13 protein-coding genes are annotated in these 14,488 nt (G+C 47.1%); 4 read left to right on the top strand and 9 right to left on the bottom strand.

The annotated features are described in order from the left end of the window. Positions 1-11 precede the first annotated feature (11 nt). Genes GO755_RS07970 through GO755_RS07960 form a run of 3 tightly spaced genes read right to left on the bottom strand, consistent with a single transcriptional unit; the run spans position 12 to position 3,102 of the window. Positions 12-938, bottom strand: a complete 927-nt coding sequence (locus GO755_RS07970) for a heme-dependent oxidative N-demethylase family protein (RefSeq protein WP_157584226.1) — start codon at positions 936-938, stop codon at positions 12-14. A gap of 42 nt (positions 939-980) precedes the next feature. Next, positions 981-2,048 carry a mandelate racemase/muconate lactonizing enzyme family protein gene (locus GO755_RS07965; protein WP_157584225.1) on the bottom strand — a complete coding sequence of 356 codons (1,068 nt, stop codon included), beginning with the start codon at positions 2,046-2,048 and terminating at the stop codon, positions 981-983. After that, complete coding sequence (locus tag GO755_RS07960) at positions 2,038-3,102, bottom strand: DUF1611 domain-containing protein (protein ID WP_157584224.1); 1,065 nt, start codon at positions 3,100-3,102, stop codon at positions 2,038-2,040. Before GO755_RS07960 ends, GO755_RS07965 begins: the two co-directional genes overlap by 11 nt. A 156-nt stretch (positions 3,103-3,258) precedes the next feature. Between GO755_RS07960 and GO755_RS07955 the strand changes: the two genes are divergently transcribed. After that, positions 3,259-3,732, top strand: coding sequence for an Lrp/AsnC family transcriptional regulator (locus tag GO755_RS07955; RefSeq protein WP_157584223.1), 474 nt, complete (start codon positions 3,259-3,261; stop codon positions 3,730-3,732). Further along, on the top strand, positions 3,729-6,260 hold the full coding sequence (locus GO755_RS07950; protein WP_157584222.1) for a serine hydrolase: 2,532 nt from the start codon (positions 3,729-3,731) through the stop codon (positions 6,258-6,260). The genes GO755_RS07955 and GO755_RS07950 overlap by 4 nt, the downstream gene beginning before the upstream one ends. 34 nt (positions 6,261-6,294) lie before the next feature. Here the strand turns inward: GO755_RS07950 and GO755_RS07945 are convergent, their stop codons facing one another. The 3 genes from GO755_RS07945 to GO755_RS07935 all read right to left on the bottom strand — a co-directional run bounded on the left by GO755_RS07945 (position 6,295) and on the right by GO755_RS07935 (position 9,037). Continuing rightward, positions 6,295-7,215, bottom strand: a complete 921-nt coding sequence (locus tag GO755_RS07945; RefSeq protein WP_157584221.1) for a helix-turn-helix domain-containing protein — start codon at positions 7,213-7,215, stop codon at positions 6,295-6,297. A gap of 103 nt (positions 7,216-7,318) precedes the next feature. Continuing rightward, on the bottom strand, positions 7,319-8,329 hold the full coding sequence (locus GO755_RS07940; protein ID WP_157584220.1) for an aldo/keto reductase: 1,011 nt from the start codon (positions 8,327-8,329) through the stop codon (positions 7,319-7,321). A 141-nt stretch (positions 8,330-8,470) separates the two neighbouring features. Further along, complete coding sequence (locus tag GO755_RS07935) at positions 8,471-9,037, bottom strand: hypothetical protein (protein ID WP_157584219.1); 567 nt, start codon at positions 9,035-9,037, stop codon at positions 8,471-8,473. Positions 9,038-9,144: 107 nt separating this feature from the next. On the opposite strand from GO755_RS07935, the gene GO755_RS07930 reads away from it, so the two are divergent. After that, positions 9,145-9,525 carry a winged helix-turn-helix transcriptional regulator gene (locus GO755_RS07930; RefSeq protein WP_157584218.1) on the top strand — a complete coding sequence of 127 codons (381 nt, stop codon included), beginning with the start codon at positions 9,145-9,147 and terminating at the stop codon, positions 9,523-9,525. Positions 9,526-9,539: 14 nt separating this feature from the next. Here the strand turns inward: GO755_RS07930 and GO755_RS07925 are convergent, their stop codons facing one another. Beyond that, complete coding sequence (locus tag GO755_RS07925; RefSeq protein ID WP_157584217.1) at positions 9,540-10,277, bottom strand: carbon-nitrogen hydrolase family protein; 738 nt, start codon at positions 10,275-10,277, stop codon at positions 9,540-9,542. 94 nt (positions 10,278-10,371) lie between these two features. On the opposite strand from GO755_RS07925, the gene GO755_RS07920 reads away from it, so the two are divergent. Next, positions 10,372-11,766, top strand: coding sequence for a glucuronyl esterase domain-containing protein (locus GO755_RS07920; protein WP_157584216.1), 1,395 nt, complete (start codon positions 10,372-10,374; stop codon positions 11,764-11,766). A 116-nt stretch (positions 11,767-11,882) separates the two neighbouring features. Here the strand turns inward: GO755_RS07920 and GO755_RS07915 are convergent, their stop codons facing one another. Further along, positions 11,883-12,272, bottom strand: a complete 390-nt coding sequence (locus GO755_RS07915) for a DoxX family protein (protein ID WP_157584831.1) — start codon at positions 12,270-12,272, stop codon at positions 11,883-11,885. 225 nt (positions 12,273-12,497) lie between these two features. Next, positions 12,498-14,252, bottom strand: a complete 1,755-nt coding sequence (locus GO755_RS07910; RefSeq protein ID WP_157584215.1) for an SMP-30/gluconolactonase/LRE family protein — start codon at positions 14,250-14,252, stop codon at positions 12,498-12,500. Positions 14,253-14,488 lie beyond the last annotated feature (236 nt).

The following is a 14,488-nucleotide window of genomic DNA, read 5'->3' as shown; positions in this document are numbered from 1 at the left end:
ACGGAAAACGTTTACCTATGGCTCTTTGCGTGTAAATACTCAAGTAGCGCTGGTAAAAAATGAGTCATGCTTTTGTAGGCAAGCATAGCGGAGGGAGTAGTGCTAAAGACTTGTGCCATTCGAGCCGCTCGCTCCGGATCGATGGCTTCGTTAGCCAGTAAGTTCTGGTAGGTATGAATACCGAATAGGATAGCTCCCGAACCAGGTAGCCGGGTAAGGGTTTGGCGTTCGACACGAACGTAAAGTTGGTCGCCAATCGTATCGGGTATTAGAGAAGGTAGGTGGTCGGTGAGGAGTTGGTGCATCGTTGGGATATGTCGGCTCGTCATGTCCAGTTGATCACTCACTTTCACGCTCCAGTTTAATCGCCAAACCGGACGGCCAACGGGTAGGCGCTCCATTAACGTCTGAGCGGCTCGCATCATAGGCTCCACGATTGAGACAATAGGCGCGTGAATTTGCCAGAAGGGGAGACCTAACTTCTCGTCCAGACACCAATCATTCCCAAAACAAAGCTGACCGGCCACTAACCTGACATCGTCGCCCGAAAGCAGGATTAAATCCTCCTGAACCTGTCGACCCACCCAATCGAGTGGATCGTTGGGCAGGGTCTGTGTATCACCGAATGTAAATGCTGTTTCTTCGTTTAGGATATGATTTTGCCAAATCCACTGATTGTCCTGCCGATGGAGCGTAAACGAATCGGGAAAAAACCGAGCTATATTTTCTAAAACCAACTCCAGGACTTCCCATTGCGCCGTTTCATAATCGGGTAGTGTCTGGTAGTAATAAGCAGGTAAGTCTGACAGCTGTTGCCGCTTGAGTGCTATCTGATTTGGATACTGCTCGTCTACATCAATAAGCCGGTCGCTTTCGAGCAATGGATAGGTACCCATTTTATCGTTGAACTGCTGGCCAAAAGGAAAGTAGGGAAGCATTTATGGATGTAGGATGTATGATATATGGTGTTATGGGTACATCTACAAACGAGTAAGTCCTAGTCCTGCACCTTCGGCTGGTCGCATCAGGCCGTTTTCCAGGATAAATCCACCCGATACGATGTCTTCGGCGAGGTCCAAACTACCGTCGAGGTCGATGTAGCGAGTGTTTGGGCACGCGAAGGCAGCATGCAGCGCTGCCGCAATACTCACCCGGCTTTCGTCATTGCAACCCCAAAATAGGGAGATTTTGGCGGACTTGGCAATGGTAGCAATGTCGAGAGCGGCCCGAATCCCTCCGCATTTCATCAGTTTGATGTTGAAAATACCAAACGGTTGCGGTTGTTGCGCCAACTTCAGGGCCACTTCGGGACCTTTCAGGGATTCATCGGCGGCAAGCAGGCTTCGTGTGTCAGTCGGTAATGTCAGTAGCTCCTGCTCTTTGCCAACGAGCAACGGTTGCTCAATTAGTTCTACATCAGAAGAGCGGGTAGCTGCCAGAAATTGCTGCAAATCAGGTAATGAATAGCCCTGATTGGCGTCAACCCGAATGGTGAACTTGTTCCCGTAATTCTCCCGGAGTTTGAGGATACGCTCAATATCTTCGGCAACATCAAGTCCGGTTTTGACTTTTAACACCCGAAACCCTTGCTCGTAAAAGGTAGCAGCTTCGGCAAGCGTATCGGCTACATTCATGATGCCGATGGTGACCGAAGTCGGTAATGCCTGAATTTTCTGCCCGTAAAACTGGACAATCGGAATGTCCAGAAACTGACCAAATGCATCATGCAGGGCAATGTCCAGCGCAGCCAGTGTACCGGGCGCGTTTGGAAATTGTTGGTGTGCTTCGTCGAGCAAGGAATTGAATAAACGAATGTCGCGCCCAACCAGGCTGGCTACCCATTCACTTTGCAGATTATGCAGGGCCTGATCCGGTGATTCACCGACTACTTCTGGCGATGGATTAGCCGCTCCAATACCAACGAGTCCATTGGCAAGCTCAATCTCCAGAAAAACATTCTCGACTGTCGATATCGTCTGGTAAGCGATGGTGTATGGTTTTGTCAGGGTCAAATCCCGGCAATAGGCGCGGACTGCGTTAATGCGCATGAACTGTAGAGGTTAAAGTCTGAATAACAGGAACAATGGAATCGACACCTTCTTCTAGTGGCAATAGAACAGGAATACCTAGTTGTTCGGCATATTGTTTCTGGTAGGCAAAGGCGTCTTCCCGACTACATCCTTCCGTATTAAGTGCCAACGCTATAACCGTTGACCCATACGCCTTGATCAGGTTGATTTCGGTTTCGACGGGTGGAATACGTCCCCAGTGTTCCTCATGATCATAGAACGTTCGCGTCGGGGAGTGAACCAGCACCACATACCGGGCATTTCCCGACACTAAAAACTCAGAGCCACAGGGGCCACTAGGGTTTCGGAGGGCAGCCTGGCCTTCAATTAACAATACGTCTGCACTAGTTTCACGCCAGCAGGAGACAAGTGCATGTTCGAGCTCGCCCGATACGAAATCGTTGAGTGTTGAGTCGAAAATGAACCCATATTTTCCTCCCTGCAGCCAGCCGGTTTGACCCGTATAAATCATTTGTGCGTTGAGCCCCTGCCGTTCGCAGGCTTCCCGAATCAGGCGGGTAGTTGTGCGTTTCCCAAGAGCACAGTCGGTGCCAATGACGGCGATAATGGGAGCTGTTATCTGATTGATTTCGCCCGTCCAGAAGTGTAGCTCCTGTCGGGTTTTCGGTCGTCGTACGTCAATGAGTTGCCCGCCATATTGCTGAGACAAAGCAACGAGGTCGGGTTTCTCGCTTAAAAATTCATGCAAACCGTTTACAACCGATAGTCCTTTTTCCAGACTTTGCCGAATATCACTGAGCATCGTTGGGGGTAAAAAACCTCCGCTCGTCGCTACAGCAACAATAGCATAATCAACAGGACCCACCTGCGAAAGAGCGTCATCGACCGAGGCAAATACAGGAATGTTACGGGCCGTTCCGTCGAGGACAGTACCTGCATCTTGTCCGGCAGTGGGCGCATCAATAACGCCCACAATCGTGTATCGATCCGAGCCACGAATCAGACCGTGGGCGGTTTTGGCATTCGGGGTGCTCAGTATGCCATCAGTAAGAAGAATAGCCCGATTATTCATCTGTTAATTGTTCTGAATTTTTCGATAAATCTATAGATTCGTTCTTATAATTGTTTAATTTTCTGAATATAATAATGCTGTTCCTGAAAGCATGGAATATTATTCTTTTTAACTACTAAAACCATATCTCGAAAAGAATACTATTCTGTTCTGGCTATGCTCGATGACATTGACTTACGCTTGCTGACCTTATTGCAGCAAAATGCCAAACTGACAATCAAAGATCTGGCAGAGCAACTGGGTATGACCACGACGCCCATTTTTGAGCGAATCAAGCGAATGGAGCGTGACGGTGTTATTGACAGTTACGTGGCTTTGGTCAATGCCGAAAAAGTAGGGCGATCCTTAGTCGTTTTCTGCAACGTCTCAATGCCGGATTATACCCCCGAAAATATCAATGAATTTGAAGAGAGTATCCGCCAGATGCCCGATGTGCTGGAAGCTTACCACCTGGCCGGAACAATCGATTACCAGTTGAAAGTGCTTATGCACGATATTAAAGAGTACGCTCAGTTTCTGCAACAACTCGCAAAGTTGCCGATGGTGCGTGTCCATAGTAGCGCCATTGCTCTCTATACGGTTAAACAATCGACTATTGTACCAACCCCACCCAAATCCAGTATGTTATGAATCGAATTTTACGCTTCCTTTCGCTTGCATTCCTGGTTAGTTGTTCAGTCACGTACGGACAAAAGAATGCATCCGTGCTGGCTCCTCGCCTAAAAACACTCGATTCGACGTTAACCGTGCTTCATGATCGGGCTATGTTTAGCGGGGTCGTGCTCGTAGCCGAGCAGGGTAAAGTTCTCTATAAGAAGGCACTAGGTACCGGGAATATTGGCACCAATGAACCCCTGACAACAAGCTCCGCCTTTAACCTGGCTTCGGTGTCAAAGCAATTTATGGCCATGATGATCATGCAATTGCAGGAGCGGGGTAAACTCAGCTATGATGAGCCTGTGCAAACGTATTTGCCTGATTTTCCCTACACAACGATCACGGTGCGCGACTTGCTCAACCATACATCAGGTCTACCCGAATACTTCGATCTGGCGCAGAAATATACGGGACCACTCGATACGCTGACGAATGATAGCATGCTTCAGTTGCTTCACCAATACCAACCCGCTGTTATTTTTCAACCCGGCGACCGATGGGAGTATTGCAATACGGGCTATGTATTACTCGGATCGATCATCACGAAAGTAGGTGGTATGCCTATCGAAACGTTTTTTGATAAAAACATCGTCCGACCACTCAAGCTCAAGAATACTTACATCTATTATCACAAAAGCAGCACCACGCCCCGCAATCGAGTGTACGGTTTCAGGCGGGAGAATGGAAAAAACGTACCGGATGATCTGATACGACTGGATGGCGTTATTGGTGATGGGAATGTGTATTCATCAGCCGACGATTTACTAGCCTGGAGTCAGGCACTCTATACCGAAAAGCTGGTGAAAGCCAGCACACTTAAAGAGGCCTTTACTCCCGTCAAACTGAACGATGCTACGACCTATCCGTATGGCTTTGGCTGGATGGTTGAAGATAGTGGCAAGGTGCTGATGCACACCGGCAGTTGGGTTGGTTTTCGGACAATGATCGTTCGTTACATCGACAAAAAACAGACGTTGATCATCTTGACGAATGGAGGAAATGCCGCCGGACGTGTGGCCCGCGACGTTTTCGAAGGGAAAACGCCCCAACTGCCAAAAACTCAGTTGATTACCAACATTCGGCTGATTGATGGAACCGGAACCGCCCCCCGCAAAGCCGCTGTTCGGCTTCGTAATGATCGAATTTGGGAAATTGGTGAGTTGACTACTTTCCCAAATGAATCGGTTACAGATGGAAAAGGGCTTGTGCTCGCCCCCGGCTTTATCGATAGTCACAGTCACCATGTATCGGGGTTTGACAAGCAACCTGATGCGCTGGCGGTTGTTAATCAGGGAATTACCACAATTGTGTCGGGGCAGGATGGCGGTAGTTACTGGATGGATACGTTGAGGGCTCAGTTGAAACAAAAGCCCGTTGCCGTTAACATTGCGACCTATACAGGCCATGCCACTTTGCGCCAGCAGGCGATGGGGGTCAATGGGCTTTATCGGACAGCCAAACCCGAAGAAGTTGATAAGATGAAAGCCCTGTTGCGGACAGAAATGAGTAAAGGATCACTCGGATTATCGACGGGATTGGAATACGAAGAAGCGTTTTTCTCGAATCGCGATGAAGTAATCCAACTGGCGCAGGCGGCTGCCGATTCGGGTGGACGATACATCAGCCATATCCGTAGTGAAGACGTGATGATTGACGATGCCATCGACGAAATCATTGAAATTGGCCGGGTAACAAAGATGCCCGTGCAGATTTCTCACCTGAAAATCGCTCTGCGCGATAAATGGGGTCAATCATCGCAACTTCTTGCCCAGCTGGAACGTGCCCGAGCTGAAGGAATCAATATCTCTGCCGACTGCTACCCTTATGATTACTGGATGTCTACGTTGCGGGTACTGTTTCCCAAGCGGGATTATACCAACGCTACCAGTGCCGAATTTGCCGTGAACCAACTGTTCGATCCGACACAGTCGGTGCTGGTGCGGTTTGCTGCCAACCCGACTTATGCCGGGAAAACCATTGGCGATATTGCTCAACTTCGACATGAAAAACCTGCTCAAACATTGATGGGTTTAGTGGCCGAAGCATCGACGTTCTCCCTGAAAAATCCAGAGGCTGAGGGTGTAGAGGGTATTATGGGCAAATCGATGGATGAACCCGACGTAAAGAATTTTCTGGCCTGGTCTCAGACGAATATCTGCTCTGATGGGTCGTATGGAGGTCATCCCCGTGGGTACGGTGCCTTTACGCGGGTGCTGGGTCGCTATGTGCGTGACCAGAAATTAATGCCACTAGAAACCGCCATCTATAAAATGACAGCCCTGACAGCCGAACATCTTGGCCTGAAGAACCGGGGCATCATTACACCGGGCTACTTCGCTGATTTGGTGCTGTTAAATCCCGATACTGTAACGGACAACGCCCGTATTGGCGCGAGTAGTGCGCTGTCAACAGGTATCGAAGCCGTTTGGGTGGCAGGGCAACTCGTGTATCAGGGGCAGAAAGCTACCGGGGCGCATCCGGGTGTGCTGATTCGGCGTTGATAGCGCGAACGAAGACATTCGCACCATCGACTGGTTAATTAAACGACTGCCTGAATTCGAGTGGTGAAACGTGGGTCTTGCTCTTAAAGAGTTTGTTAAATGATTGCGGATATTCAAAGCCGAGTTGATACGCTATTTCGCTGACTGACAGTGTAGTCGTTGTTAAGATTTCCTTGGCTTTCTCAATTAGTTTATTCTGAATATGTTGTTGGGTGCTTTGCCCCGTAAGCTTTCTTAACAGATCACTTAAATAGTTTGGGGAGACATTGAGCGTCTCAGAAATATACTGAACTGTAGGAAGCCCCATTTCCTGCACTTTACTGCTGCCAAAATAATCCGATAACAGTTCTTCCAGATTGGTCAATAGATCATGGCTGGCGTTTTTACGGGTAATAAATTGACGGTTGTAAAAACGATTCGCATAATTGAGCAGTAAATCCAGGTGCGAGACCATTACATCCTGACTGTAATTGTCGATGGAAGAATGATATTCCTGTTCAATGTGTCTAATCAACGATTCCATCAGGGCGTCTTCTTTATCGGAAAGGTGTAGCGCTTCTGTAACTTCATAAGAAAAGAAACCGTACGTTTTGATCGTCTTCCCCAATGGATAGCTTCTAATAAAATCAGGATGAACAAGAAGTGACCAGCCAGAGCAATCTCTACTCTCATCATCTTCTACCGCAAGTACTTGTCCTGGAGAGACAAACGTCATTGTGCCTTCGTCAAAATCGTAATAATTTTTACCATACTTCATCTTGCCTTTGAAGTCTTTCTTGACAGAGATAATGTAAAAATTAATGACAACCCCTTTCAAATGTTCATCGGAAATAGTTTTTACATCGGCATGATGAATCAGGCTTATTAACGGATGCTCCGGTTTGGGTAAATCAGTTACCCGATGCCACTCTGAGATGGAATTGATAATACGGGGATGATTCACCTCCTTTTTCATAACTATACAGTTGGCTTTTTTGACGTTACTAAATTTAATCTATAAAGAGGCTCCACGATGCACCCCTCTCCTGTTTTAGGAGAGGGGCTGGGGGTGAGGTCAATTACAAACCAACCATTGCCATACCTGCGGCATCGTAGCGATCTCCGGTTGATACGCCTAATGGAACGATTGCTTCTAATTTCGCAAGTTCTTCGGTCGTCAGTGTAATCTCAGTTGCTGCGATATTTTCGGCTACGTAGGTCCTGCGTTTCGTACCTGGAATGGGTACATATCCTTTAGAAATGATCCAGGCAATGGCCAACTGCGAAGGAGTGATTCCTTTTGCATTAGCCAATTCTTTAATCGCATTGACCAACTCAATGTTTTTGTAAAACTGTTCGCCCTGAAAACGGGGAATACTCCGTCTAAAATCATTTTCAGGAAAATCGTCCGGGCTTTGAATCGCTCCGGTAAGAAACCCTCTGCCCACCGGTGAATAAGCCACAAATCCGATTCCGAGTTCATGAAGCACACCTAACGTGCCCTCTTCCTCTACGCTTCGCTCAAAAAAGGAGTATTCGGTTTGTACAGCTGTCAGCGGATGCACCTGATGCGCTTTTTTTATGGTAGCCGCCGATACTTCAGAAAGACCGATATAACCAACCTTCCCTTCTTTGATGAGGTCGGCCATGGCGCCAACCGTTTCTTCAATGGGTGTATTGGGGTCTAGCCGATGCAAATAATAGAGGTCTATATAATCGGTACCCAGATTCTTAAGGGAACGCTCAATCGCCTTTTTTACATAATCTGGTTGCCCGTTTATACGCCAGGTAAGCTGCTCGTTGTCGTCTATTTCGTAGCCGAACTTACTGGCAATGATGTATTTGTCGCGGTTCCCTTTAATGGCTTTGGCAATGAGCCGTTCGTTTGCCAGAGGGCCATATAGATCGGCGGTATCCAGAAAATTTCCTCCTAATTCCAGCGAGCGATGAATGGTAGCGATGGATTCCGTTTCGTCGGCTTGCCCATAAATGTCCATTCCCGCAATCTTTGTCATGCCCATGCAACCAAGCCCGATTGCCGGAACAACAAGTCCCTGGCTGCCTAATTCAATTTGTTTGAGACTGCTCATTGTTTACTTTTTTACACGTGAGTTTTACTGATGCAAAAGTCCGTGTACTCACTCTGAAAAAAGTAGCCCAATCTCTTGTTGTTGTATCCAGATTGGAGAAGGGACGATAAGGCGTTTAGCAGATCAGCCAATCAACGATTGCTATTTTCTCATCATCGGAATTTGCAAATTAGTTGGCCGGTTTGCTTCTGTGTCAAAGCCACGACCATCTACATTTCTTGCGCCCCAAAACAGCATATCATTCAGTACGTAGATCAGATCGAACTCAGAGAAAATTTGCCCTTCTTCAAGTCCAAACGGAGCAAATGCTTTGCCCATAATGCTTTGCGTAGTATTCACTTCCCACTTGGCAAATCCTTTGCTGGCGAGTTGATTCATCGCGTCTGCAAACCCTTGAAGCAAGGGGGTTACTTCATAAGTCTCATCCGCAATAAAGTCTACTTTTTGGGCGCCTGTTGCAATGGGATGTGGACCCTGCCATACGATGTGTCCTTTAATGGTGATTCTTACCAGGGGCACTTTGCCATATGCATCGGCCGAATTAACTACGACCAACTCAAATTTGTCGCCTGCCAAATAGGTAAAAGCCCGTGTCAGGTAAAACGGCTTCATGCTACCATCGGCGTTTTTGCCAATGCTTGGCCGTATTTCGGGTGCGATGCTTACCCAGTCACCCTGAATAGATTGTTTGATTTGGTCTACTGTCATTGTCTTCTGTTTTTGAGAGTCTCGTCTTTGAGTAAGCAAAGGTGTTACCTTTGTCCAGAATCGACAAGTAGTCAGGAGAATCGGTACTAGTACATTTTTATAGACTAATGGAAAATACGCGAAAGAACAAACATTTTAACCCCAACAATTGTCCTGTCACCCATTGCTTAAACCGAATTGGTGGTAAATGGAAGCCATTGCTTATTTACGCAATCAGTAAAAATTGCAACCGATTTAGTATGCTGCAAAGGGCTGTTCCCGTCATTAGCAAGCAGATGCTGGTCAACCAATTAAGGGAGCTTGAAGAGGATGGGATTCTCGAACGAATCATTTATGCCGAAATTCCGCCACGGGTAGAATACAAAGTCACGGAATACGGCGAGTCACTGATTCCTATTTTGTACGTTATGCAGGACTGGGGACTGAACGATTTGAAACGGTTAGCGAACGAAAGTAATCAGGCGAAGGTAGAATCTATCAATGATTGAGGTTCTAACTTTGGTTAGGTAATTAAGTTTTCTTGAGACACCAGTTCCTGCGTGACTGTGTCAAAGAGTAGAATTCCTTCATCGGTGCCATTCAATTGACCGACCAATGCACCTTTGTTAGTCCAAACCGAAGATTTTCCAGCACCTTCAAAGTTATCGCAGTAGCCAATATTGTTTGCCATGAGTACGGTCATCGAATACGTACTGGCAATCTCAGCTAATCGCTTACTGGCTTTTTCAACACCATCAGCGGATTTGGCTACACTGGCTATGTAAATTTCGGCTCCATGTTTAGCCGCGTTTTCTGCATGCTCAGGCACGGACAATTCATAGCAAATGGCAAGTGCAATTTTAGTAGCGTTCCCGGTCAAAAAGACCTGACCCTGACCAGTGCTAAAATAGGGTTCCTCGTCGGGATGGATGTATTGTTTGGAGTAGGTTTGTCGGGGTTGATGAGGTTGGAAAATAAGCATACTGATTCGAATACCTGAATCACTCGTTGTTGGCATTCCTACACAAATCGTAATTTGGTTAGCGTCACTAATTGCCTGAAAATCATCAAATCGACGATCATCTGGCGTAGTTGCCAGTTCGTTGGCCAGCTCGGGTTCATAACCAGTTAACGACAATTCTGGGAAAACAATCAGGTCGGCTCCGTTATGAATAGCCTGTTCTATTAATCGTTTATGGGTATTGCTATTCTGTAGAATGTCACCTTTGATCGACCTTATCTGAGCTACACAAAGTTTCATACGTGTTGTTTGGGTATTGATGAGAAACGTTGTTACCCTTACGGCAAATTACAATTAATCGAAACTAATTCCTTACCTACCAATTGTTTGCCTTATGGAAAAGACAGGTTATTTTCTGATTATTTACGCGTTGATGAGTCTGACGGCCGTCGCTCAGGAACAGGATTCGACAAGACGGGCTTTTTTGGCTGCTCAGGCTATTATCCAAAAAGAGTCGGCAGCAGATCACGCCCAGATGCTGGAGCAATTGCACATTACTTCACTGCGACCCGGCCCGTCGGGCAATCCAGATGCGCCCAATTACGCGAACATCGATGAGTCACAGGCAACGCCTTACACCAGCCTGCCCGATCCCCTGACATTGAAAAATGGCAAGAAAGTAACTACAGCCAAACAATGGTGGAATGAACGGCGACCTGAAATTGTGGAAGATTTCGACCGGGAAATATATGGACGCGTTCCGAAGAACATACCGAAAGTAACCTGGAAAATAATCAGCGAAACCAGGGAGATGAATGGCGATTTTCCGGTTATCACTAAAAACCTGGTAGGTCATGTCGATAACTCATCCTATCCATCAATCAACGTTGATATTGAATTAATCCTCTCAACACCCGCCAACGCAACCAGTGCTGTACCTGTCATGATGAGCTATGGCTTCCGCTTTCCACCCGGTTTTCGAATGCCAGCATCTACAACTGCTACATCGGGCACAGCCACACAAGCGACCAAACCTGAACCTACCTGGCAGCAGCAACTCCTGGCCAAAGGCTGGGGGTACGCGATCCTATACCCAACGAGTTATCAGCCTGATAATGGCGCCGGTTTGACCAAAGGCATCATTGGGCTGATCAACAAAGGCCAACCGCGTAAACCCGACGATTGGGGCGCGTTACGAGCCTGGGTGTGGGGTGCCAGCCGGGCTATGGATTATTTTGAGACCGACAAAGCAGTGAATGCCAAAAAGGTGGGGATCGAAGGGTTGTCGCGCTACGGGAAAGCCGCCATTGTAACGATGGCCTATGAGCCTCGTATTGCCATTGCTTTCGTAGGTTCATCGGGCGAGGGTGGCGTTAAGATTCACCGGCGTAAATTCGGTGAGCAGGTTGAGAATATAGCTTCATCAGGTGGATATCACTGGATGGCGGGTAACTTTATCAAATACGCTGGTCCATTGACTCCCAATGATTTACCCGTCGATGCGCATGAGTTAGTCGCTCTCTGTGCACCGCGTCCGGTGTTTATCAGTTCGGGTTCGCCTAAAGTGGAAGGATACTGGGTGGATGCCAAAGGGATGTTTTTAGGGGGTGCGTATGCGGGCCCTGTTTACAAACTATTGGGTAAGAAAGATCTGGGAACCATGGAGTTTCCGCCCATGGAAACAGCTCTTGTGGATGGTGACATTGCGTTTCGTCAGCACAGTGGTGGGCACACGACAGGTCCGAACTGGCCAACCTTTCTAAAATTTGCTGACCGCTATTTCAACTAATTTTTGTGTTTAAAGTCGTTTTTACTAAGACGTAATTCCGGCAGATGTTAGCCCAAGAAGGGTAGCACTTGCCGGAATTATGTCTTAGTAAAGAGTGGCAACATGGAGCAAATCGTTTACAGATTGTCCGTACTCTTTAAAGCCCAAAAGACCAGGACGGGCTGAAAAAACAGGCGAATGAATCGTTTCCGGTCTGTATCTAAACCGAAGGCGCTTCTATGATGAGCAAACTGAGAAATGTTACCAGGGAAAACAGCTGTAAAAAATGCGGCTGCTACTTTGCCCACAGCCTTTTGATGTTTATCATTCGTCAATACCAGGCTACTGCCCAAAGCAATCTCGGCCACGCCCGAATAAATAACCGTGTCATCTTTCGGCAAAGGGATTTCATCTGGAACCTGCGCCCTGAACTCTTTCCGGGCAAAGGTCAAATGGCTGATGCCCGCAAAAATTAACGTGCCTCCTAAAAGGACTCTGGCCACTTTTTTTATATTTTGTTCGTCCATAGCAACTTTATCTATTAAAAACCATTCTGGAGAGATTCTTTGGATGTTCAGGCCATTTATCGCTGGAGGACACAACGGGATTAAGCCCATGAATTGAACAAGGCTTATAACCCCAATTGAATTTGTTAGTTTTCTAAAGTGAGTAAATGGGAAACTCACCAGGCTACTTTTGCCTGTGGTCTAGTAGATCCTGAATGATTTAGAGAGCTATAGAGTCTTGGTGCGTTATAATCTGGGAGCGGTTGGTTTGTTGGGTTTTTCCCAGGCATTAGCGCCTTTAACATTGAGTTTTCGTTTGTACACTTTGTTACCGCAGGTCGCAAAAAGAATATCAAAATTCTCACTGCCAAAACAGATATTCGAAACCTTTCCGTTAGGAGTAGGCAAGATGAGATTGACACGGCCTGCCTGGTCGCACACCTGAATGCCCATGCGTGTCGTTACGTAGAGACGCCCATCACGGTCGGTTTTGAGCCCACCGATACCCGCATCATCGGCTGTATCTGGGGTATGAATCCAGTAATATTTTTGTTTATTAGCCAGAGTTCCATCGGGTTGAATTGTGAAACTATAAACCCAATGCGATTGATTGTCAGCTACGTAGAGTAAGGTCTGGTCGGGCGAAAGCGTAACGCCAGTAGCCAGGCCAAGGCTGGCATCGACGGTAACCTTCTGTCCATTGGGGCGAATCAACCAAACGTTACTGAGTCCATTCGTACCTTGAGAAGGACTAGTAACATAGCAATTCCCATTATTTGCCACAACCAGATCATTGCCGGTAAAGCCCTGGGCAATAGCCGTGAGTTTCCCGTCGGGAGAATAAGCCATTAGTTTGGGTGTCGCGATTGTCGTAGCGTACATTCGCCCGTCGGGACTAAATGCTTGTCCGTGAAAATTGCCTGACTTTTCTGGAAGTAAGCTGGCTTTTCCATCCAAGCCTACTTTCCAGTTTTTTTTCGTTGGGCCATCCGTAAAAAATACTTCGCCTTTGGCATTGGCAGCGGGGCCTTCTGAAGTTGAGTAATTTTCTCCTACCAATTGCCAACCCTCATTGGGCAGCAGGACATCGGTAAACATCTGATTTTTAGACATCCCAGTTTTGATAGGTTGTGGCCAATCTTTCCACAAATAGCGCATGGCATCGGCAAAAATCGCCGTACCGTGTTTGCCATTGTGCGCTCCTTCGCCCCAGGTATGTTGTACTTCATAGCCTGCAAATATCAGAGAGCGCTCCATCGTCTGATTGGCCATCCACCAGTCGCCAGCGTAAATATTTAGATCATTGGTCCCGTCCTGCAGGAAAATGCGAAGCGGCTTAGGTTCAAATTTTCGGATAAGTGTATGGTAGTTGTCTGCACCACGCAAACCTACATAAGTACCAATCGTGCTGAAGACTCGACTAAAGGCATCCGGGCGTTCCCAGGCGGCAGTGAAGGCACAAACGGCACCGCTGCTTGATCCTCCAATGGCATGATCATTCCCATTTTTGGAAAGATGTATAGCACGTCCATCGGTAGCTTTTTTTGTTTCGATGTCAGGAAAAAGTTCTTCCAGCAGAAACCGGGCGTAATTATCACCTAAGCCGTCGTATTCAAAACTACGATTGAAGCGATCAAGGGCAGCATCTGGATTGGCGGCTTTGACCCGACCGTGCATCACGAATATCCCAATCGTGACGGGCATTTCTTTTTTGTGAATCAAATTATCGAAAACGGTAGGGGCTTGCCACTGAATTCCATCCTGATTAACATAAACACAGGCTGGTTGGGATGGCTGGTATTGAGCCGGGATATACACCCAATACTCACGCCAGGTGCCCGGAAAGATTTTAGAATTGTCGAACGTAAATTTGAGTACCTCTCCCTTGGGCACCCCTTCTTTCACTTGCGCATCGGGGTGAACAGGATAGGATTCAGTTGGTTGAGAATATACCCGTAATGAGAGAAACGTGAAAAGACAAAGGAGAGAAAGCGCTTTCATGGAGAAGGGAGTCATTCTTGCTGTATATTATGATACATGCAGAAAGCGGCCCGACGTTTAGCTACTACTCTATATTTAACGCGAACTATGAGATTTTCCCTTTGATTATAAATCAATTAGCCTGACTGTGTGACCCCGATGGGGTCAAATGTTTGTAGCCAATGGCAGCTTTCTATAAACATCTGACCCCGTCGGGGTCACACATAATGAATATCTCCCCGGTCTCCCTGTTCTCA

Source organism: Spirosoma arboris (genome assembly GCF_009754945.1).
Classification (GTDB): Bacteria; Bacteroidota; Bacteroidia; order Cytophagales; family Spirosomataceae; genus Spirosoma; species Spirosoma arboris.
Note: the sequence above shows the minus strand (reverse complement) of the source record. Positions and strands in the feature narration are given on the sequence as shown.

What these genes read in the sequence shown, in the direction of transcription:
- GO755_RS07965 (WP_157584225.1), bottom strand. Translation starts at nt 2,048, where the DNA reads ATGCGCATTAACGCAGTCCGCGCCTATTGCCGGGATTTGACCCTGACA.
- GO755_RS07935 (WP_157584219.1), bottom strand. Translation starts at nt 9,037, where the DNA reads ATGACAGTAGACCAAATCAAACAATCTATTCAGGGTGACTGGGTAAGC.
- GO755_RS07920 (WP_157584216.1), top strand. Translation starts at nt 10,372, where the DNA reads ATGGAAAAGACAGGTTATTTTCTGATTATTTACGCGTTGATGAGTCTG.
- GO755_RS07940 (WP_157584220.1), bottom strand. Translation starts at nt 8,329, where the DNA reads ATGAGCAGTCTCAAACAAATTGAATTAGGCAGCCAGGGACTTGTTGTT.
- GO755_RS07925 (WP_157584217.1), bottom strand. Translation starts at nt 10,277, where the DNA reads ATGAAACTTTGTGTAGCTCAGATAAGGTCGATCAAAGGTGACATTCTA.
- GO755_RS07945 (WP_157584221.1), bottom strand. Translation starts at nt 7,215, where the DNA reads ATGAAAAAGGAGGTGAATCATCCCCGTATTATCAATTCCATCTCAGAG.
- GO755_RS07950 (WP_157584222.1), top strand. Translation starts at nt 3,729, where the DNA reads ATGAATCGAATTTTACGCTTCCTTTCGCTTGCATTCCTGGTTAGTTGT.
- GO755_RS07970 (WP_157584226.1), bottom strand. Translation starts at nt 938, where the DNA reads ATGCTTCCCTACTTTCCTTTTGGCCAGCAGTTCAACGATAAAATGGGT.
- GO755_RS07915 (WP_157584831.1), bottom strand. Translation starts at nt 12,272, where the DNA reads ATGGACGAACAAAATATAAAAAAAGTGGCCAGAGTCCTTTTAGGAGGC.
- GO755_RS07910 (WP_157584215.1), bottom strand. Translation starts at nt 14,252, where the DNA reads ATGAAAGCGCTTTCTCTCCTTTGTCTTTTCACGTTTCTCTCATTACGG.
- GO755_RS07930 (WP_157584218.1), top strand. Translation starts at nt 9,145, where the DNA reads ATGGAAAATACGCGAAAGAACAAACATTTTAACCCCAACAATTGTCCT.
- GO755_RS07955 (WP_157584223.1), top strand. Translation starts at nt 3,259, where the DNA reads ATGCTCGATGACATTGACTTACGCTTGCTGACCTTATTGCAGCAAAAT.
- GO755_RS07960 (WP_157584224.1), bottom strand. Translation starts at nt 3,102, where the DNA reads ATGAATAATCGGGCTATTCTTCTTACTGATGGCATACTGAGCACCCCG.